20 protein-coding genes are annotated in these 17,846 nt (G+C 64.7%); 8 read left to right on the forward strand and 12 right to left on the reverse strand.

The genetic code is table 11. The features are described from left to right. Positions 1-34: 34 nt before the first annotated feature. The 3 genes from VNN77_00160 (at position 35) to VNN77_00170 (ending at position 2,419) form a co-directional block, all read left to right on the forward strand. Positions 35-622, forward strand: a complete 588-nt coding sequence (locus VNN77_00160; protein HXG49804.1) for a DNA-3-methyladenine glycosylase — start codon at positions 35-37, stop codon at positions 620-622. Further along, the gene (locus VNN77_00165; GenBank protein ID HXG49805.1) at positions 606-1,505 is read left to right on the forward strand and encodes an N-formylglutamate amidohydrolase; all 900 of its coding nucleotides are present in this window, start codon (positions 606-608) and stop codon (positions 1,503-1,505) included. The genes VNN77_00160 and VNN77_00165 overlap by 17 nt, the downstream gene beginning before the upstream one ends. A gap of 107 nt (positions 1,506-1,612) precedes the next feature. Beyond that, a complete protein-coding gene (locus VNN77_00170; protein ID HXG49806.1) occupies positions 1,613-2,419 on the forward strand; it encodes an ankyrin repeat domain-containing protein in 807 nt (268 codons plus the stop codon). Between the two features lie 57 nt (positions 2,420-2,476). On the opposite strand, the gene VNN77_00175 is transcribed toward VNN77_00170, so the two are convergent. The 3 genes from VNN77_00175 to VNN77_00185 form a co-directional block, all read right to left on the reverse strand. Then, positions 2,477-2,632: a hypothetical protein gene (locus tag VNN77_00175; GenBank protein ID HXG49807.1), complete on the reverse strand. Its 156-nt coding sequence runs from the start codon at positions 2,630-2,632 to the stop codon at positions 2,477-2,479. Positions 2,633-2,833: 201 nt separating this feature from the next. Beyond that, positions 2,834-3,073 carry a hypothetical protein gene (locus VNN77_00180; GenBank protein HXG49808.1) on the reverse strand — a complete coding sequence of 80 codons (240 nt, stop codon included), beginning with the start codon at positions 3,071-3,073 and terminating at the stop codon, positions 2,834-2,836. A gap of 292 nt (positions 3,074-3,365) precedes the next feature. Next, positions 3,366-4,253, reverse strand: coding sequence for a hypothetical protein (locus tag VNN77_00185; GenBank protein ID HXG49809.1), 888 nt, complete (start codon positions 4,251-4,253; stop codon positions 3,366-3,368). Between the two features lie 486 nt (positions 4,254-4,739). On the opposite strand from VNN77_00185, the gene VNN77_00190 reads away from it, so the two are divergent. Further along, positions 4,740-5,504: a hypothetical protein gene (locus tag VNN77_00190; GenBank protein ID HXG49810.1), complete on the forward strand. Its 765-nt coding sequence runs from the start codon at positions 4,740-4,742 to the stop codon at positions 5,502-5,504. On the opposite strand, the gene VNN77_00195 is transcribed toward VNN77_00190, so the two are convergent. The 6 genes from VNN77_00195 to VNN77_00220 all read right to left on the reverse strand — a co-directional run bounded on the left by VNN77_00195 (position 5,505) and on the right by VNN77_00220 (position 11,935). Then, positions 5,505-6,530: a thioredoxin domain-containing protein gene (locus tag VNN77_00195; protein HXG49811.1), complete on the reverse strand. Its 1,026-nt coding sequence runs from the start codon at positions 6,528-6,530 to the stop codon at positions 5,505-5,507. A 55-nt stretch (positions 6,531-6,585) separates the two neighbouring features. Next, positions 6,586-7,071: a tripartite tricarboxylate transporter TctB family protein gene (locus tag VNN77_00200; GenBank protein ID HXG49812.1), complete on the reverse strand. Its 486-nt coding sequence runs from the start codon at positions 7,069-7,071 to the stop codon at positions 6,586-6,588. Next, positions 7,068-8,582, reverse strand: coding sequence for a tripartite tricarboxylate transporter permease (locus VNN77_00205; protein HXG49813.1), 1,515 nt, complete (start codon positions 8,580-8,582; stop codon positions 7,068-7,070). Before VNN77_00205 ends, VNN77_00200 begins: the two co-directional genes overlap by 4 nt. A gap of 50 nt (positions 8,583-8,632) precedes the next feature. Next, positions 8,633-9,679 (reverse strand): tripartite tricarboxylate transporter substrate-binding protein, encoded by a 1,047-nt coding sequence (locus VNN77_00210; protein ID HXG49814.1) that lies wholly within the window; start codon positions 9,677-9,679, stop codon positions 8,633-8,635. Positions 9,680-9,869: 190 nt separating this feature from the next. Continuing rightward, positions 9,870-11,135 carry a cation:proton antiporter gene (locus tag VNN77_00215; GenBank protein HXG49815.1) on the reverse strand — a complete coding sequence of 422 codons (1,266 nt, stop codon included), beginning with the start codon at positions 11,133-11,135 and terminating at the stop codon, positions 9,870-9,872. Positions 11,136-11,557: 422 nt separating this feature from the next. Further along, positions 11,558-11,935 carry a DUF2294 domain-containing protein gene (locus VNN77_00220; protein HXG49816.1) on the reverse strand — a complete coding sequence of 126 codons (378 nt, stop codon included), beginning with the start codon at positions 11,933-11,935 and terminating at the stop codon, positions 11,558-11,560. Positions 11,936-12,149: 214 nt separating this feature from the next. Here VNN77_00220 and VNN77_00225 point away from each other — a divergent pair, with 214 nt between their 5' ends. From VNN77_00225 to VNN77_00240, 4 genes are all read left to right on the forward strand, one after another. Then, positions 12,150-13,259 (forward strand): S-(hydroxymethyl)glutathione dehydrogenase/class III alcohol dehydrogenase, encoded by a 1,110-nt coding sequence (locus tag VNN77_00225; GenBank protein ID HXG49817.1) that lies wholly within the window; start codon positions 12,150-12,152, stop codon positions 13,257-13,259. A gap of 137 nt (positions 13,260-13,396) precedes the next feature. Continuing rightward, positions 13,397-13,864 (forward strand): (2Fe-2S)-binding protein, encoded by a 468-nt coding sequence (locus VNN77_00230; GenBank protein ID HXG49818.1) that lies wholly within the window; start codon positions 13,397-13,399, stop codon positions 13,862-13,864. 14 nt (positions 13,865-13,878) lie between these two features. Next, positions 13,879-14,820 (forward strand): xanthine dehydrogenase family protein subunit M, encoded by a 942-nt coding sequence (locus VNN77_00235; GenBank protein ID HXG49819.1) that lies wholly within the window; start codon positions 13,879-13,881, stop codon positions 14,818-14,820. Then, positions 14,817-15,269, forward strand: a complete 453-nt coding sequence (locus VNN77_00240; protein ID HXG49820.1) for an SRPBCC family protein — start codon at positions 14,817-14,819, stop codon at positions 15,267-15,269. Before VNN77_00235 ends, VNN77_00240 begins: the two co-directional genes overlap by 4 nt. On the opposite strand, the gene VNN77_00245 is transcribed toward VNN77_00240, so the two are convergent. From VNN77_00245 to VNN77_00255, 3 genes are all read right to left on the reverse strand, one after another. Beyond that, the gene (locus VNN77_00245; GenBank protein ID HXG49821.1) at positions 15,255-16,100 is read right to left on the reverse strand and encodes a lysophospholipid acyltransferase family protein; all 846 of its coding nucleotides are present in this window, start codon (positions 16,098-16,100) and stop codon (positions 15,255-15,257) included. The two genes, VNN77_00240 and VNN77_00245, sit on opposite strands and share 15 nt — an antisense overlap. A gap of 6 nt (positions 16,101-16,106) precedes the next feature. Next, positions 16,107-16,850, reverse strand: a complete 744-nt coding sequence (locus VNN77_00250; GenBank protein ID HXG49822.1) for a GNAT family N-acyltransferase — start codon at positions 16,848-16,850, stop codon at positions 16,107-16,109. A gap of 233 nt (positions 16,851-17,083) precedes the next feature. Continuing rightward, on the reverse strand, positions 17,084-17,815 hold the full coding sequence (locus VNN77_00255; protein HXG49823.1) for an enoyl-CoA hydratase/isomerase family protein: 732 nt from the start codon (positions 17,813-17,815) through the stop codon (positions 17,084-17,086). Positions 17,816-17,846: the final 31 nt, after the last annotated feature.

The following is a 17,846-nucleotide window of genomic DNA, read 5'->3' on the forward strand; positions in this document are numbered from 1 at the left end:
ATCCGCAGCGTCCCCGCCGAGGAGACCCCGTCCGTTGGCCTTGAAGCTCCGTCGCTCGTTCTACGAACAGCCTACGATCGAAGTCGCCCGGCAGTTGCTCGGAAAGTATCTGGTCCGCCGGCACCCCGAGGGGACCACGGTCGGCAGGATCGTCGAGACCGAAGCCTACTGCGGCCCGCAGGACAAGGCCTGCCACGCCTCGCGCGGCCGCACGCCGCGCACCGAGGTCATGTTCGGTCCCGCAGGTCACGCGTACGTCTACTTCATTTACGGCTTTCACCATATGCTCAACGTGGTGACGGAAAGAACCGGCTTTCCCGCGGCCGTGCTGATCCGCGCGGTCGAGCCCGTCGAAGGGATCGCCCTGATGCAGCGGCGGAGGAAAACCGGCGTCATCCGCGAGCTGGCGAGCGGCCCGGGCAAGCTCTGCGACGCTTTCGCCATCGATCGATCCCTGAACGGAGCCGACCTCTGCGCCGGCGAGCTTTACATCCAGGACGCCGGAGAGAGCCCTCCTGCCGTCGTCGCCCGGCCGCGGATCGGCGTCGACTACGCCGGCGAGTGGAAGCACAAGCCCTGGCGTTTCCTGGTCTGCGGAAGCGAGTTTGTTTCGAAAGCTTGAAAGGTCCTTCCGCGAGCGCCCGATCCGCCCTGGGCGTCCGGGCCGCGCGAAACCGCTCGCCCTGGCCGGGCCCGCGGCGCTATGGCTCGCGCTGGTTGCGGCCAGCGCCCGTGCAGAGGTCGGACATCTCCTGGCCGTCGAGACGGGAATGCTGCCGGTGATTCTTTCCGCTCCGCACGGAGGCGATCTTCCCCTCCCCGACGTCGTCCTGCGCAGGGGGATCGGAGTCGCCGACTTCGCCGCTGCCCGGGACGCCGGCACAGGCGAGATTGCCGAGCGCGTGGCTTTTCACCTGGAGCGAAAGCTCGGCGCGAGGCCTTTCCTGATCGTCGCCCGCTTCCACAGGAAGTATCTCGACGTGAACCGTCCCCGCGACGGGGCCTACGAATCGGCAGCGGCCGGGCGCTACTACGACGAGTACCACGGCGCTCTGGCGCGCATGGTCCGAACCGTCGGACAAAGCTGGGGACGCGGGGTCCTGCTTGACATCCACGGGCAGGCTGCGGAGAAACGAACGATCTTCCGCGGCACTCTCGACGGAAAAACGGTCAGGGGGCTGCTCGAGCGCTTCGGCCGGGCGGCGCTCTCGGGGCCGGCGAGCATCTTCGGGCACCTGGAGACGCTGGGCTACCGGGTCTCGCCTCCCGGCGGTTCTCCCGCGCTCGAACGGCGATACCGCGGCGGCTTCATCGTGCAAACCTACGGCAGCCATCGCCGCGACGGCATCGATGCCTTCCAGCTCGAGCTGGGCTCTGCTCTGCGGATCCGAAGCGTTCTCGAGCGGACGGCAACCGACCTGGCGGAGGCGATCGCCGCTTTCGCCAAGGAGTTCCTGCCTTTGGCTGGCTTGCGGGAGGAGATCCGACCCTTCGCCCAGCCGTAGCGCGGTCGTTCATGGGACGGATCCTGAAAACTCGAAGCCGCGGCGCACCGAAAAGCGGCTGTCTGTCGGCGGCGAGGTCATTTTCTGGCCTTGCGCTTGCGCTCTTCATGGAGGGCTGTTCCACGATTCCGATCCCCGGAGCCTCGCTGCTCGGGCCGGCGGCGGCGGGCGATACCGAGCGTGTGAGAGAGCTGATCGCCGGGGGAGCATCGGCCAATCAACGTCTGCTCGGCATCACGCCGGTCGGAGTCGCGGTCATCGGCGGTCACGTCGCTACCGTCAAGGCCTTGATCGAGGGCGGGGCCGACGTGAACGAACGGCTCGAAAATCGGAACACGCCCCTGATGCTGGCAGCGCGCAGGGGCAACGCCGAGATGGTCGCGACGCTGCTCTCCCTCGGGGCGGACCCCAACCTCTCCAACGACTCCGGAGAGACGGCGCTGCACATGGCCGCCTTCGAAGGACAGGAGCGGATCGCAGCTCTGCTCCTCGACGCGGGCGCCGACCCTAACTCCAGGGACCGCCAGGGCGTGACTCCGTTGCTCGCCGCGGCCGGTCGCGGCAAGACCGAGCTGGTCCGGGCGCTGATTCGGAGCGGAGCCGACCTCGACGCGCGGGGCCTGGCGGACGGCGTCACCCCGTTGCTGCTCGCGGCGGGCCTCGGGCACGCCGAGGTCGCCATGGCCCTGATTGCGGCCAAGGCCGACGTGGACGCAGTCGCGTCAAGAACAGGCGTGACTCCTTTGATGGTCAGCTCCGCAAGAGGAGATTTGGCGCTCGCCAGGGCGTTGCTGGCCGCGGGCGCGCGGGTCAATGCGAGGGACCACCGCGGGCGGACCGCTCTGGGGCTCGCCCGGGAAGCCGGGCGCCACGAGGTGGCCAGGCTCCTCGAGGAAGCCGGCGCGACCGAGTAGTCGCGGTGCGACGGCGGCCCGCGCCAATGCCGCGCGGGAGACGGGCTATGCCCTCGCTCAAAGACGATGGCGGTCGAGACGCTTGTGGCGTCCGGCGAGATAGACCCCGACCACCACGACTCCGAATGTGAGCGGCCAGTGCCTGATTGCCCAGTCGAGGTACGGCGAGAGCTCCCACAACAGACGCCTGAGATATTCCCCGATAATGTCCAAGAGACCACCTCCGGGAAAAACCTCTGTTGTTCGGGCGTTGTAGCAAGACTATTGTAGGCAATCCGCTTCCGCCTCGGCAACAGCTCGAAGGCGCGGCAGCGTGCTCCGGGAAGGGGCTTGATCCGGAGGTCGGAATTGTCGTCTTTTGGCCGATTCTATCCGGCTTCGTCCTGACGAGACGGGGAGAGCCGTAACGCGACGTTATTCACCGGCGAACGGCCTGCCGAGAGCGCGCGACAGAGTCTCGACGACCTTGTCGTTGTCGCCGACGTACAGGACGATGAGTCGCCCTTTTTTGAAAAAGTGCGGCGGGCCGAGCCAATGAGGTTTTGTCGTTCCCACTGTCCTCCCGTCCGGAGAGACCAGCGCGGCCTCGGCGTTCGCCCGGCGAGCGTCAGGGTACTCAAAAACCTGGACGTGCTCGCCGTAAAGATCGATCACTCTGCCGACGACGGAAAAAAAGGGCTGCTCGACTCTTTCTTCTGCTTGAACGCTTGCTCCCGACGCTCTTAGATGGCTGAGGAGGCTGGCATAATCCCGGACCGCACGCGGCTTCGTCGACGGCCGAGTTGCCGCGCAGAGCCCTGCGCCGGAGATTGCCGGGCCTGCCGCCAGGACGCAGGTCAGAACGACGATCGCGAGGCGGCTCACGAAGCCAGGGTACTAAAAACGCGGGCGGGGCGAAAGCTTTCCGCTCCCGTCCCGCCCGCTCTTCTCTCTCAACGGGTCCCGCTCAGCGCCGCCCGCGCTCGGGCTCCGCTTCCTCCTCCGGGTCCGCCCAGATGACCCGCGTGAGCAGCTTGTGGCCGCCGCCCAGGTCCAGCTCGTAAAGCTCCGTGCGTCCCCGGTTCGTCGACTTGACGAGCCTGCCCCACTGAGCCGTGCCCACCCGAAAAATCTCGCCGTCGTCGTCCGGGGAGCCCGGCCCCGGAGGCGTCTTTCCCTTCCCGCGCGCCTGCACGATCTGACCGACGGTCGTCGCGGTGTCGACGTGCCCGTTGTAAATGATCTCGAGCTGCTCGTAATCGTGAGCGTTGGGATACTCGTTCGTCGGCGGGCCGTCCGGATCGCTGGTGTAATCCATGCAGGTGCCCAGGTTCGGATTCGAGAAGGTTTGGTCCTGATGGTCCAGCCCGAAGATGTGGCCGACCTCCTGGCACATGACCAGGTTTCTCCATTGCGGGCTGTTGTACTTCGGGTATTTCGAGTTGTCGAAGTACGAATCGTTGAGCTTCACGGTTCCCTGATAGATGTGCCCGCCCGAGAGCCAGATCTGCGCCACTCCGAGCCAGCCGTTGGTGCCGTACCTGTAGCTGCAGATTTCCACCCGGCCGCTGGCCGGCGGGCACTTTCTGAGATTCGAAAGATTTCGTCCCGAGACTACCCTCAGATCGAGAACCGCGGACGAGCCCCATCCATAGGAGCTCGTCGACGCCGTCGTCGCGAGATAGCTGTCCCACGCGCTCGAGACGTTGTCGCCGAGCTGCAACGTGAACGGATTGCTCGTTCGCGCCCAATGGTAGGTGCTCCACGGGTGATGCGCGCCCGCGGGCGAGGACAGCGCCACGACGCACGAGACAAAGGCCGCGGTGAGCGGGACACGGTAAAAAGCCGATTTCATAAATCCCTCTTTTCTGCGCTTCGTTCGGCGGCAACGCTCGACGTACAATTTGGCGGCGAGCCTACGAAGGATAGCACCTCCGGCTTCCATCCATCAACTTCAAATGAGCCAATGCGCGAAAGCGGTCTTTCGATTTTTCGACGGCAGGCCGCCACGAATCGTCGTAAAGCGATCGGCGGAACCCAGAGATGGAGCGTAAGGCCGCGGGCCGGCCTGTACGGGTAGAGAGCGGAAGGGATGGGAATAATTTAGCGGTCTTTTTGGCAGTTTGTCATAACATTTGACAAATATGGCAAACTTTTGTAGGGTTGCCGCCCGTCCCGGATGGACCGGGAGCTTGAGTAAGGCCCAAAAAATCGGGGGCTTGCGGCCCCCCGCCCGGCGAACGATCATGGTATGGTTATTGCCCCGACCAGGTGAGGGCATGAGGCGAAGGCGAAAGACAGAGAGGCTTCGGATCCGTTGACTATCGAAGGAGGCAGGCTTATGGATGCCGCCGCACCGCAGGACAAGGAGCTCTTCCGCCAGCTCACGCTGCTTTCGAACGAGATCATCCAGACGCAGCAGACGATTCAAAGGCTCGACTCCCTCGAGTCGCGCATGCGAGGCGCGGTCGAGGAGCTGTTGGGCGAGAAGCAGCGCCTTCGCGAGCAGATCGGACGGCTGGAATCGACGGTGCGGGATGCGGCTGCGTACGCGGTCGACGATGCCGAACGAGAGCGACAATCACGCGAGAGCGCCGAAGAGCAGAAAAATATTCTCGTCGATCGGATCCGACAGCTCGAACAGAGCCTCCAGACCAAGGAAGTCACGCTCGCCGAGCTGGAGCAGCATTTCTCGACCCGCATCGAGGAGCTGACGGGGCAGCTCAAGCACAGGGAAAGCCTGCTGCAGATCCGGGGCGAGATGCTGAAAGAGCTCAACGCGACCATCGCTTCCATGAACCGCCTGGCGGTCTCGCTCCAGCGAGTGCCGGGTATGGCGCCGGCGGAGGAGAAGCCGGTCGACGGCGAGCCGGCGCGCGACGAGCTCAAGGCGGTCGAAGAGCGCTTGTCGGCGGAGATCGAGAAGCTCAAGGCCGAGTTGCGCGAGAAAGAGCTGACGATCGCAGCGAAATCCGCCGAGATCGAAATGATCAGGGAGAACGCCAGCGCGCGGATCCAGGAGCTTCAGCGCGGCCTGGAGAACAAAAAGAAGAAGCGGTCGGCCGTTGCCTTTCTGAGCGACATAGGACCCAAGCGATTCCTGTAGTTACGGCCTCGCCGGGCCGCGAGCCAGCTCGTCCTCGATGACGGCAGCGAAGGTTTCGAGCGGTTGCGCGCCCGAGACCACCCGCCCGTTGATGAAAAAAGCCGGGGTTCCCGTCACCCCGGCACGCCTTCCTGCCTCGATATCCGCCTGCACGGCGTCACGGTACTTCCCGCCGCCGAAGCAGCTCTCGAAAGCTCTCGCGTCCAACCCCAGCTCTCGGGCGTAACCTTTCAATTCTTCCTCGCTCGCTCTGGGAGCCGTGGCGAAAAGCTTGTCGTGGTACGGCCAGAACTTCCCCTGTTCGTTGGCGCACCGCGCCGCCTCGTGCGCCTTGCGCGCACCGGGATGCAGGCTGTCGATGGGAAAGTCCCGGAAAACGAGCCTGACCTTGTCGCGGTAGCGGGATTCGATCTGGGCGAGCGTGGTCAGGACGCGCTTGCAGAACGGACAGTGGAAATCAGAGAACTCGATGATCGTCACCGGCGCGTTTTCGGGACCCCTGGACGGCGCCCCCTCCGTCCCTACCTCGACGCGAACCACCGGCGGCGGTTTGAGATGGACGGCGATGCTGGCCTTTGAGCGAAGCAGGCCGAGGAACTCCTGCCGCCGCTGAGCGAGCTTCTGGTTCTGCAGATGGGCCCGGATCTGCTCCCGCAGTTTCTCCTGATCTCCCTGGAGCTGGGCGCGATTCGCCTGGAAGAAGCTTTCGACCTCCTGCTCGCTCACCAGCCCGACCTTGGAAGTGACCTCGCCGTCGAGCAGCGCGGGAACGGAGATGCCGCGCCTGGCGGCTTCCCGCGCCAGCAGCCTCTCGTTGATGAGGGCTTCGAGCCGCTGCCGCTTCAAATTGTAGATCTGCTCTTCGAGCTTGCCGAGCTGCGCCGCGAGAGGCTTCTCGACCTCCTCGGCCTCGATGGCGATTCCATCCACCACCGCCAGCGGCTCGGCGCCGCCGCGCGCCGGGGCCGAAAGCAGCAGGGCCGAGAGCACCGCAATGCGGAGACCGGCTTTGAGCGTTTGCGCCACCCCTCCTGCATATCCGGCCCGGGGGTCGAATGCAACGCGCGGCCGTGACCGCAGACTACCCCTGGATGAGCGAGAAGAGCCAACCCTGGGGAAACGGGACGTGGAGCAGGCGGTTGAACAGCCCTTCCATGAAGGCCCACGCGAGGCCGGTCAGAAGGACGCTGAGGCTCCAGCTTTCCCCGCCCGCCAGCCGGAGATAAAAAAGCACAAAGAGCGCGACCGCCGGAGGGAAACCCACGAGCAGAATGAGCCCGAAGAAGCCGGCGAGCCAGCCGAACAGCGCCAGCGTTCTCCGCCGCGCGACTTCGGGCGCCACGTCGGCCGTAAACTCGAAATCGACGGCGTATCCCGACCCATGCTCGCGCACGCCGGCGGCGTTGAGCGACATCTCGACGATCGCCAGGATCAGCAGCGGAACGCCCAGAACGCGGGGAAACAACGCCGTCCGGAACGGCCAGAAGAGCGAGGCGTAGAGCGCGTAGGCAGCGACCAGGGCCACGGCGAAGGCGAACAGGAAACGGAGGCTCAAGACGTTCTTCATGCCGCCTCCGCCGCCCGAGCGGCCGCGCCCTTCGCCCCGCGCACGAAGGGATAGATCACCACGACGACCGTGAGCACGACCAGGAGCAGCACCATCGGCCGCGCAAGCCAGGCCGAGCCGTAACGGACGGTGGAAATGTAGAAGTTGTTTTCGGCGATCCTGCCCAGAACGAAACCGAGAACCAGCGGAGCCCGCGGCCAGCCGCACTTGATCATCGAGAAGCCGACGAGGCCGAAGATCAGAAAGACCAGCAGGTCGCCGATGTGGTTGTTGGACGTGTACGAGCCGATGAAGGCGAGAAACACGATGAACGGGATCAAGATCGATCCCCGGACGGTCGTGAGCCTGGCGAGCTGCTTGAGGAACACCAGGCTGATCGCCACGGTAATGACGTTGGCCACGACCATGGTCCAGACCATGGAAAACGTCAGCACCAGGTGTTTGTCCAGCATGTCCGGCCCGGGGACGATTCCTTGCAGGAAGAAAGCACCGAGGAGAATCGCCATCGACGAGCTGCCGGGGACTCCGAACGTGATCGTCGGGATCAGCGACCCGCCCTCTTTGGAGTTGTTCGCGGCGCCCGGGCCGAGAACTCCGCGAACATCGCCCTTGCCGAACCGCTCACGCTCCTCGGCGTTCCGCGCGCTTTGCACGGCGTGGCCGTACGCGATCCACTGCGCCACTCCTCCCCCGAGCCCGGGCATGATGCCGATAAAGGTGCCGATCAGGCTGCAACGGACCGTGAGGCCCAAATGGCGAAACGTGTCCCGGATTCCCAGCCACACGCCCGACGCGAGGTTGTCCTTCGGCAGCTCGCCGGCGATCGACGTGCCTCGCACCGCGAGGTCCACGAGCTCGGGGACGGCAAAAAGCCCGACCAGAACCGGGACGAGGTCCAGGCCGCCCCAGAGATAGAGCTGGCCGAACGTGAAGCGCTGAACGCCGGCCTGGGGATCCTGACCCACCAGAGAGATCAGCAGCCCCAGCAACCCGGCCAGAACGCCGCGCAGTAAGGCTCGCGTTCCCTGTCCGCTCAAAGACGAAATGAACGCGATCCCGACCACGGCGAGCATGAACAGCTCCGGCGAGCCGAACGAAAGCACCAGCGGCCGAACTACCGGAACCGCGAGAGCGAGGGCGAAAGCCCCGATCAGCGCGCCGATAAGCGAGCTCATCAACACCGCCCCGAGCGCCCGTCCGGCCTCGCCCTTCTTTGCCATGGTGTGGCCGTCGGGAATCGTCGCGGCCGTCGTCCCCTCCCCGGGAATTCCAAAGAGCACCGACGTGATGTCGCCGGTGGTCGAAACCACGGAGTGCATGCCGAGCAGGAAGGCAAAGGCTTCGACCGGGCTCATCTTGTAAACGAAGGGGAGCATCAAGGCGAGAGTCGTCGAGCCACCGAGCCCCGGCAGCAATCCCACCCAGAAGCCGAGAATGATCCCCAGCCCCATCATGAGGAAGGTCCGGCCCTCGAAGATGACCCAGAGGCCTTGAATGAAGGAATCGAACACGGGCGGAAAAAAGCCCTTTCTCGGCCGGCGACTCCGGCCGGGAAAGGCGATCAATCGCCGAACTTGATGTACTTGCCGATTTCCCGGGCGACGTCCGGCGGTTGACTGAGAACTTCGCGCACGATCTTGAGCGCTTCTTCCGCGCTCACGTAGTCGATGGGAAGCTTGCCCTTGGCGGCCTCCGCGAGCAGGTCCTTGTCCCTGAGCGCCGCGGCGAAGCCGTCGCGCAGCGTTTTCAGGGCATCGGCAGGGACCCCGGGAGGAGCGGCAAACGGCCGGTAGATCGCCTCGGGAGCCGAGCGCACCGCCATGAGCGCCTTTCCTTTCGGAGTGGTCGCGAGATCCTCGTCGACGGGGAGCTTCTCGATCTCTGGCACCCGCACCCGGGTCCGGATCAGCGGCCGGACCAGCCCGTTGGTGATGTACGGCAGGATCGAGGCGTAAGAGCCTGCTCGACCGTCCACCTCCTTGCGTTCGATCGCGAGCATCACGTCGGCGCTCGACGAATAGCCCGAGACGAGCTTCAAGTTGAGCCCGGCGAACTCCTTGAGGAGCGCGGGAAAATCGTACGTGGAGCTTCCCGGTCCGGTGGCGCCGATGACGATCGGCTCCTTGGCTTTGCGCAAATCCGCGACCGTCTTGAACGGGAGGTCGGAGCGCAGGGCCAAAATCGCCGCATCGCTCGCCGCGCTGCCCAACCAGCTCAGCTTCGTCAGGTCGTACTTGACTCCCTCGACCCTCGTCAACTGCGCGATGACCAGCCCGTTGTTGAACGTCCCGATGGTCAGCCCGTCGGGCTTGGCGACGCTAAAGACATGATTGGCCGCGATGATACTGTTGGCGCCCGGCATGTTCTGGATGATCACGGTCGGGTTTCCCGGCAGATGCCTGGGGAGATACTTCCCGATCAGCCTGGCGTAGCGGTCGTATCCCCCTCCGGGCTTGTATCCGACCACGACCGTCAGCGTCTTGCCTTCGTAGTAGCCCGCCGCAAAGGCGGTTTCGGGCCGGGACAACTGGAACGCGGAAACCGACGCGACGGCGGCGAGCCACGCCAACGCTCTCCACACGCGCGCCGCGCTCTGCTTCTTCGTCATAGGAAACCTCCGGGGCTGCAGCCCGAAGGACTAATAGCAGGCCGACCCCCGGGATTCAACTCCGCGCGGCTTCGACGAAATTGCGCGGCCAAGGGGCCCGGACGGCCGCGCTATGCGGCGAGGAGCCTCTCGCAGGTTCGTAACGCGGGTCGCGGCGACCGATTCGCCGCGTCGGCCGCGAACGCGACGTTCAGCGCCTGGCGGGAACCGGAGCGCTCAGCGGCTCGCGCTGTTCGCGCAGAGCCCACCGAATGAGCGGTCCGCTCGCCACGGATGTCGCGATCGAGGTCACGACCAGAGCCACGAAGACCTTTTCATTGATCAGGGAGTACTCGAGTGCCAGGAAACCGAGAATCATTCCCATGGCTCCCTGGGGCATCAGCCCGAAAGCCACCGACAAGGCTTTGGGGCGTTTCATTCCCCCGAGCGCCGCGCCCAGGGAGCCGCCGAGGACCTTCCCGAGACAGGCGACGGCAAGCATCCCCGAAACCAGACCGACATCGAAGTGGCGGAGGAAATCCGCTCGGAGCCCCATGGAAGCAAAAAACAGCGGCGCAAAGAGATAGAGCACGAATCCGCGCACCGTGTCCCTCGTATGGTTGGCGATTTCGCCGGTCTCCCCGATCATCACGCCCGCAAGAAAAGCGCCGAAAATGGCGTGCACCCCTATCCACTGGGCAACAGCGGCGCACAAAAAGGTCGTGAGAACCGCCAAACCGAGGATGCCTTCGGCCGGAAAGCCGAGAGCGTGAAAAACCGAAAAGAGCCGTGCCATGAGCGTCCTTCCCGCTGTCAGGCAAAATGCGGCGAAGGTCAGGGTCATCGCCACGGCTCCCGCGATGGCCCCGGCCCCGCCGAATCCGCTGCCGAGCAGGCCCAGGATGATCGTGAAGAAAATCCAGCCGATGAGATCGTTGGCCACCGCCGCCCCGATGATGACCTGGCCTACGGGGGCCTTGAGCAAATTCATGTCCATGAGCATCTTGGCCACCAGCGGAATGGCTGAAATCGACATCGCCACTGCCATGAACAGCGCAAAAAGCCATCGCTGCTCGGGCCTCACCAGATAGCTCTCGGGCAAAAGCAAGCCGAAAATCAAGCCGAGCGCGAAGGGGACGGCGATTCCGAAAACACTGGTCGTCGCGACCACGCGCCGCTCGTGCCTCAGCGTGGCGAGGTCGACTTCCGTACCCGCGGCCAGCAGCAAGAAAATGCTGCCGAGCCATGCGATCGTGCCCAGCATGTGGGTTTGAGAAGGAGGGAAAAGCAATGCGGCCAGATCAGGGGCAAATGCGCCAAGAACCGACGGCCCGAGCAAAACTCCGGCCGCAATCTCGCCGACCACCGCAGCCTGCCGCACTGCCCGCAGGAAGCCGCCCAGGGCCAATGCTGCGGACAGCAGGATAAAAAGTTGAAAGAGAAACAGCGCGAAATCGTGCTCGGAAGGAAACGTCATCGACGCGCCTTCGCTGTCTCCCCGCGCTGCCGGGAGGTTATCGACGCCGATTAGCTTTCGGCGGCGGAAGTTTCTTGACGGCGGCCCCTCTTGAGCTTGGTTTTCAGGGAGCCGATCGCCAGGTTCAGGCAAAACCAGATCACTCCCGCGCCAACGATCCAAAGTAACGGTTCCCAGCGCCCCACGGCTGTCCTCCTTTCCCAAAAAAAAAAGCCAGCATCAACCCAGAAGGTTGAGCTGGCTTGCGCAACAGCGAGCGCTCCCGAACGAGAGCGCCTTCTGTTCCGCCTACCGGCTGGTTGTCTCAAAACCCGGGCTCGCGGCTTCGGCCTGCGGGCGACCGGATCGCCCCGCAAGCAAAGCCCACAACCGTTCGCAACGCGCCCGGAACTGACTCTATATAGGATGCCTTCGCCGGGGAGTCAAGCTCCCCTTCGGCGCGTCAGCTCGGCTTCAAGGTTTCTTTCCACGCTGAAAACGAACACCCTCACCCCCGACGCCGGGCTGATGTCGGTGTGCAGATCGACGACTCTGGCGCCGGTAATTTCGCCCACGACCCGGCAAAGCAACGGCTTTGCCTTTTCGATGAGCGTCGAGCGCATCTTCTTGACGAGCTCCGCTCCGTCGTCGGTCCGGATGAGCTGCTCCTCGGCCCGCGTGAAAACTCCCGTAAGCCGTACCAGAACCATGTCCTCGACGATGTGCGTCTCGGTCTCGCGCGGCCCCCGACCCATGTAGTCGATCTCGAACTGCACGATCGCCCGACTGATTTCCGCCTCGATCTCGCCTTTGGTCTTCATGGCCATCGGTCGTTACCGGTTTTACGCCGCACCCAGGCAACGCTACGGCAGACGCGACCTGAATGTCAACGCGCCGGCTCGCCGGCCGGAGGGATCACCGCTTCGGTCCCGAGGGCCGTGGCGTTCGGCGCGGGCTTGTGGTAACGCTTTAGGGCACGCCGGGCCCGAAAATCGATCCGGTCCGGCGCCGAAGCCACGCACCGACGGACGTCTCATGAAAGCGCGCGCTGCGGTGGCCTGGGAAGCAGGCAAGCCGCTGACGATTGAGGAAGTCGAGGTCGCGGGTCCGAGGGACGGCGAAGTCCTCCTCCAGGTCAAGGCGACCGGGGTTTGCCACACCGACGCCTACACGCTCTCGGGGAAGGATCCCGAAGGGCTCTTTCCCGCGATCCTGGGACACGAGGGTGGAGCCGTGGTGGTCGAAACCGGCCCCGGAGTTGACAGCGTGAAGGCCGGGGATCACGTCATCCCGCTCTACATCCCGGAGTGCGGCCGCTGCAAGTTCTGCCTCTCCGGGCGCACCAATCTCTGCGGCGCCATCCGCGCCACCCAGGGCAAGGGCGTGATGCCCGACGGCACGTCGCGCTTTTCCGTGAACGGAAAGACGATCTTTCACTACATGGGAACGTCCACGTTCTCCGAGTACACCGTGCTTCCCGAGATCGCGGTGGCGAAGATCGACCCGGCGGCGCCGCTGGACAAGGTCTGCCTGCTCGGGTGCGGCATCACCACCGGCATCGGAGCGGTGCTCAACACGGCCAAAGTGCGGCCAGGCTCGACCGCCGCGGTGTTCGGGTTGGGCGGTATCGGGCTCAGCGTCATCCAGGGGCTGGTCATGGCCAGGGCGGCGCGCATCATCGCGGTCGACATCAACCCGGCCAAGTTCGTCACGGCGAAGAGCCTCGGGGCGACCGACTTCGTCGACGCATCGAATTTGGCGAGGCCCGTTCAGGAGACGATCGTAGATCTCACCGATGGCGGCGTCGACTATTCGTTCGAGTGCATCGGCAACGTCGCCACGATGCGCGCGGCGCTCGAGTGCTGCCACAAGGGCTGGGGAGAGTCGGTGATCATCGGCGTGGCCGGCGCCGGCGAGGAAATCAGCACCCGGCCCTTTCAGCTGGTGACCGGGCGAGTCTGGCGCGGAACGGCGTTCGGCGGAGTGAAGGGGCGTTCCCAGCTTCCCGGCTACGTCGAGCGCTACCTGCGCGGCGAGATCAAGATCGACCCGCTCATTACGCACACGTTTCCGCTGGACGAGATCAACCGCGCCTTCGAGCTGATGCAGGAAGGCAGGTCGATTCGCTCGGTGATCGCGTTCTGAGCGTCGTCGCAGGCCGCTCCGCTGGCCCGGGCCGTCCGGGGAATCGGCCGGCGATCGGCTTGCAGTTTGCGCTGTTTCTTTCTATAAGAGCGGATGTCCATCCCGCTCCGGAACACCATCACGTGAAAGGAACCGCGATGAAAAAGAACATTAAGTTCCGCGTCAACGGAAAGAGGGTCGAGCTGGAGGTTCCGACCAACCGCCTGTTGATCGACTGCCTGCGCTACGACCTCGGGCTCACGGGCACCAAGGAAGGGTGCAGCGTGGGCGTGTGTGGCGCGTGCACCGTACTCATGGACGGCGACATGATCAGCTCCTGCCTGACGCTCGCGGTGTTCGCGGACGGCCACGAGATCACCACGGTCGAGGGTCTGGCCAAGAACGGCGAGCTGCACCCGGTGCAGAAGAGCTTTATCCAGTACGGCGGTTTCCAGTGCGGGATCTGCACCCCGGGCCAGGTGGTCGCGGCCAAGGCGCTTCTGGACCACAACCCCAGACCGACCGAGGAAGAGATCAAGGACTGGATGATGGGTAATCTCTGCCGCTGCACGGGCTACTACAAGATCATCGAATCGATCCAGCGAGCGCACGAATTCGCCAAATAACGGGACCAACGGCCATGATTCCATTTGAATACCGCACCCCGAAGAACCTCAAGGAAGTCCACGCCGCTCTGAAGGAGTTCGGGAGCGACGCCAAGCTGATCGCCGGCGGCACGGCGCTGATCATCATGATGAAGCAGCGCCTGGTCAGGCCGGCCTGCCTGATCAGCCTGCGGTCGGTCCGGGGGTACAACGGCATCGAGGCGAGCAACGGCGGGCTGCGCATCGGCGGCCTGGCTACGCACCGTGACGTCGAGACCTCTCCGCTCGTGCGGCGGCGCTGGCCGGTGCTGGCCGAAACTTACCATCACGTCGCCACCCTGCGCGTGCGCAACATGGCGACGGTGGGCGGCGGGCTGGCGCATGCCGATCCGAACCAGGATCCCCCCCCGACCCTGATCGCCCTCGGCGCGACGGTCAAGGCGACCTCCGCCTCCGGGAGCCGCGTGATCCCGCTCGATCAGTTCTTCACGGACTACTATGAAACCGTGTTGAACCCCGATGAGATCATCACGGAAGTGAGCATCCCCAGGCTCCCGCCCAACAGCGGCGCGGCGTATCTGAAGTTCCTGCCCCGCACCGCCGACGACTACGCCACGGTTTCGGCCGCCGCGCTCTTGACGCTGGACAAGACCGGAAAGACGATCGCCGACGCGCGCATTGCGCTGGGGAGCGCCGGCAACACTCCGATTCGCGCCACCGAGGCGGAAGCGGTGCTGCGCGGGCAGCCGGTCAAGCCGGAGGCCTTCGCCGAGGCCGCGGAAAAGGCGAAGGCGGCCGCGGACCCGGTGAGCGATTTTCGGGGCTCGGCCGGATACAAGAAGGAGATGGCCGGGGTTTTCGTGCGCCGCGCCCTGGAAAAGGCGCTGGCCGCCATCCGGGAAGCCGCGCGGAGCAAGCCCGCCCGCAAGGCCGTCAAAGCGATCAGGAAAGCAACCACGAAAGGAAAGAAGCGGTGAAATTCAACCAGAGCGCCCAGATCCCCGTCGCCCGCGAGCCTCTATGGGAATTCCTCATGGACGTGCCGCGCGTGGCGCAATCGCTTCCGGGCGTGGAGTCGGTGACCAAGATCGACGACACCACGTACGAAGGTAACCTGAAGGTCCGGGTGGGGCCGATTGCGCTCAACCTGCAGGGTAAGATCGTCGTCGAAGAGCGCGACAAGGCCAACTGGCGCGCCGCGTTGCGGGCCGAGGCGAAGGACCGGATGGCGGCGGGCGCCGTCAACGGCCGCACCCGCATGACGCTCAAGGAGATCGGGGCCTCTCAGACCGAGCTGCTGGTCGAAACCGACGTCAACATCCTCGGGAAGATCGGGGAATTCGGGCAGCCGATCATCCGCCGCAAAGCGGACGCGATGCTCAAGGAATTCGTCGAGAACATCAAGAAGCAGCTAACCGCGCAGTAGCCCCCCGTCGCGGCCGGCCTCGCCGGCCTCGGCGCTCTCGCGGGCCGCCTCGTCGCCAACCGGCTGCCCCAGCACGCGCGCATAGCAATCTTCCGCCAGCTGCTTGCGGCCGGCGGAATTGTCGGGATAGCGAAAGCACTCCACCGCCGGCTGGATCGTGACCAGGGCCTCCACGCTCCGCGCCGCCATCAGCCGCCAGAAGTGGCTGATGAAATCCATGTCGCCGTACCAGTAGACCAGATCCCGGTTGGCGGCGGTGACAGGCCGATCCTCGATCGACTTGTAGACCAGCGTCACCGGCACAATGACGCAGCGCGCCCGCAACGGCCCTGCCAGCGGCGCCGTCTGGAAGCGCAGCATGCGGTCTCCGTTGGTCGAGGTACCCTCAGGAAAAAGCAGGACGTTGGCCTCCTGCTTGAGCTTGCGGGTGATCTCTTCGACCACTCCCGAGATCTTCTGCCTGTGCTGTCGGTCGATGAAAATCGCGCCGCAGAGCTGGTTCCACAGGCCGATGATCGGCCAGCGTTTGACCTCCTTCTTGGTCACGTAAACCACGGGGAAGATGCTGCCGAGCACGATGCCGTCGACGTAGCTCAAGTGGTTGCTGATGATCACGTAACCGCCCCGCTCCAGCCGCCCTTCGTTCCCGAGCACCGTGACCTTGATGTTCAGGATGAACCGCAGGAGCAACGTGAAGCTGCGCACCAGGCGGCTGACGATCTTCCAGCGATTGGGGATTCGCAGGACGCTGATCCAGAAATGCGCCCAGGCGACCAGCGCGAAGAAGAACGCCCAGAGGGAAAGAACCGCGAAGAGCTTTACCCAGCGCATCGCTCGCTACGCTCCGACGCCGATCCGGCGAAGATAATCGCCCTGCAGGCTGCCGATGTCGAGGAGCAGGAAGAAATCCGTGGTCCCGAACTCCGCATCAAGAGCGGGCGGCCCGCAGACCACGGCCCCGAGCCGTAAATAGCCCTTGATCAGGCTGGGAAGCTTGAGGAAAAGCCCTTGCTCCTCGGCGATCTCGACGTCTTCCCTGAGGTTTTCGAAACGGCAGGAGGGAAGCGGCTGGACGCGAAACCGCTCCGGCGCGTAGTGATCGCGCTTGAGCAACGCGTAAATTTCGCTCACCTGCTGCGGGTCGGCGGTGTAAAGACTCGCGCAGCCGAACAGGAACCGCACGTGATTCCGCCTGACGTAATCCCCGATGGTCTCCCACATGAGCGGGATCAAGGAGCGATCGCGAAAATCCTTGCGGGCGCAGGTTCGCCCGAGCTCGAGCAGCTCGCCGCCGAGCTTCTTAATGTTCGAGAGGTCGAATTCTTTTTCCGAATAGAAACCGATGTGCCGTCGCGCCTGCGACCCGAGAAGCAAGCGGTAAGTTCCGATCACCTCCCGGCCCGCGGGCTCGCGCACGATCAAGTGCTCGCAGAAACGGTCGAACTCGTCGACGTCCAGACCGGACGCGTAAGAGGACTTGAGTCCTCTGCCCATCTCCAGGTTGAACACCTCGAACCTCAACCGTTGCGCCTCGCGGACCGCGCCCGGGTCGGTGGTGATGGTAATGTCGAAATCGGGCATCCGAAAAAGGACTGTCAGCGGGTTCGTCGGTACGGAGACGTCGCACCCGGCCCGCTCGGGCCGAGACCTCCTGGCCGCAGCGCTTGGCGGCGGCTCATTCGTTCAAAAGTCCAGGGTAAAAACGAGAAACCCGGGAACCAGAAGCCGCAAACTATCCTTCCGTGGCGGTTCACCTGTCGATTCAGCTCCTTCAAATAACACAGCGCCCTCGCTTTTGGAACGCTGCAGCGGAGTCAGCCGTGCGTCCAGCGGGGTTTTCGCTTTTCCAGGAAAGCCTGCACTCCTTCTTCGACGTCCCGGGTCCGAAGCAGGTCGTCGCGGTAAATCTCCTCGGCGCGCCGGAGGGCGGCCGAAAAGTCGCGCTGCGACAGCTCGCGCAACCCCTTGAGCGTGATGCGGAGAACCGCGCTGCTCTTTTCCAGCAGCTCCGTCAGCAGCGCTTCCAACCCGCTCCCGAGCTCGGCGGGAGGGTAGACGCGGCTGACGAGCCCCATCGCGTGGGCCTCCCGCGCCGAGAAGCGCCGTCCGGTGAGGATCATCTCGGCTGCCCGGCGATAGCCGATCAATGCGGAAAAGCACGCTAGCGCCACCGGCGGATAGCAGCCGACGTCGATCTCCGGGGTGGCAAAGACGCTGTCCTCGGAGGCGATCACCAGGTCGCACGCCATGGCGAGCTCGCAGCCGCCGCCGAGGCAGAGCCCCCGCACCGCGGCCAACGTCACCTGCGGCAGGCTCCACAGCCGGCGGATCACACCGTGGACCGTCTCCAGCATCTCGGGCACCTTTTCCTTGACGTGGTCTCGAACGTCCACGCCCGCCGAAAACGCCCGCTCCCCCGCTCCCCGCAGCACGACCACGTCCAGGGACGGCTCGCGCGCCGCCGAGGCGAGAGCCCGATCCAGCTCCCGGAGCGTTTCGAGGTCCAGAACGTTGAGCGGTGGCCGATCGACCGAAACGACGGCCACGCGCTCTCTCCTTTCCAGCCCGACTGCCATG

Source organism: Candidatus Zixiibacteriota bacterium, from assembly GCA_035574315.1.
GTDB lineage: Bacteria > Desulfobacterota > Binatia > UBA9968 > UBA9968 > DATLYW01.

Bases quoted from the DNA above. Each gene is read 5' to 3' on its own strand.
- VNN77_00230 (HXG49818.1), top strand. From the start codon at position 13,397: ATGAAAAAGAACATTAAGTTCCGCGTCAACGGAAAGAGGGTCGAGCTG.
- VNN77_00220 (HXG49816.1), bottom strand. From the start codon at position 11,935: ATGAAGACCAAAGGCGAGATCGAGGCGGAAATCAGTCGGGCGATCGTG.
- VNN77_00170 (HXG49806.1), top strand. From the start codon at position 1,613: ATGGAGGGCTGTTCCACGATTCCGATCCCCGGAGCCTCGCTGCTCGGG.
- VNN77_00215 (HXG49815.1), bottom strand. From the start codon at position 11,135: ATGACGTTTCCTTCCGAGCACGATTTCGCGCTGTTTCTCTTTCAACTT.
- VNN77_00190 (HXG49810.1), top strand. From the start codon at position 4,740: ATGGATGCCGCCGCACCGCAGGACAAGGAGCTCTTCCGCCAGCTCACG.
- VNN77_00250 (HXG49822.1), bottom strand. From the start codon at position 16,850: ATGCCCGATTTCGACATTACCATCACCACCGACCCGGGCGCGGTCCGC.
- VNN77_00235 (HXG49819.1), top strand. From the start codon at position 13,879: ATGATTCCATTTGAATACCGCACCCCGAAGAACCTCAAGGAAGTCCAC.
- VNN77_00185 (HXG49809.1), bottom strand. From the start codon at position 4,253: ATGAAATCGGCTTTTTACCGTGTCCCGCTCACCGCGGCCTTTGTCTCG.
- VNN77_00200 (HXG49812.1), bottom strand. From the start codon at position 7,071: ATGAAGAACGTCTTGAGCCTCCGTTTCCTGTTCGCCTTCGCCGTGGCC.
- VNN77_00245 (HXG49821.1), bottom strand. From the start codon at position 16,100: ATGCGCTGGGTAAAGCTCTTCGCGGTTCTTTCCCTCTGGGCGTTCTTC.
- VNN77_00210 (HXG49814.1), bottom strand. From the start codon at position 9,679: ATGACGAAGAAGCAGAGCGCGGCGCGCGTGTGGAGAGCGTTGGCGTGG.
- VNN77_00225 (HXG49817.1), top strand. From the start codon at position 12,150: ATGAAAGCGCGCGCTGCGGTGGCCTGGGAAGCAGGCAAGCCGCTGACG.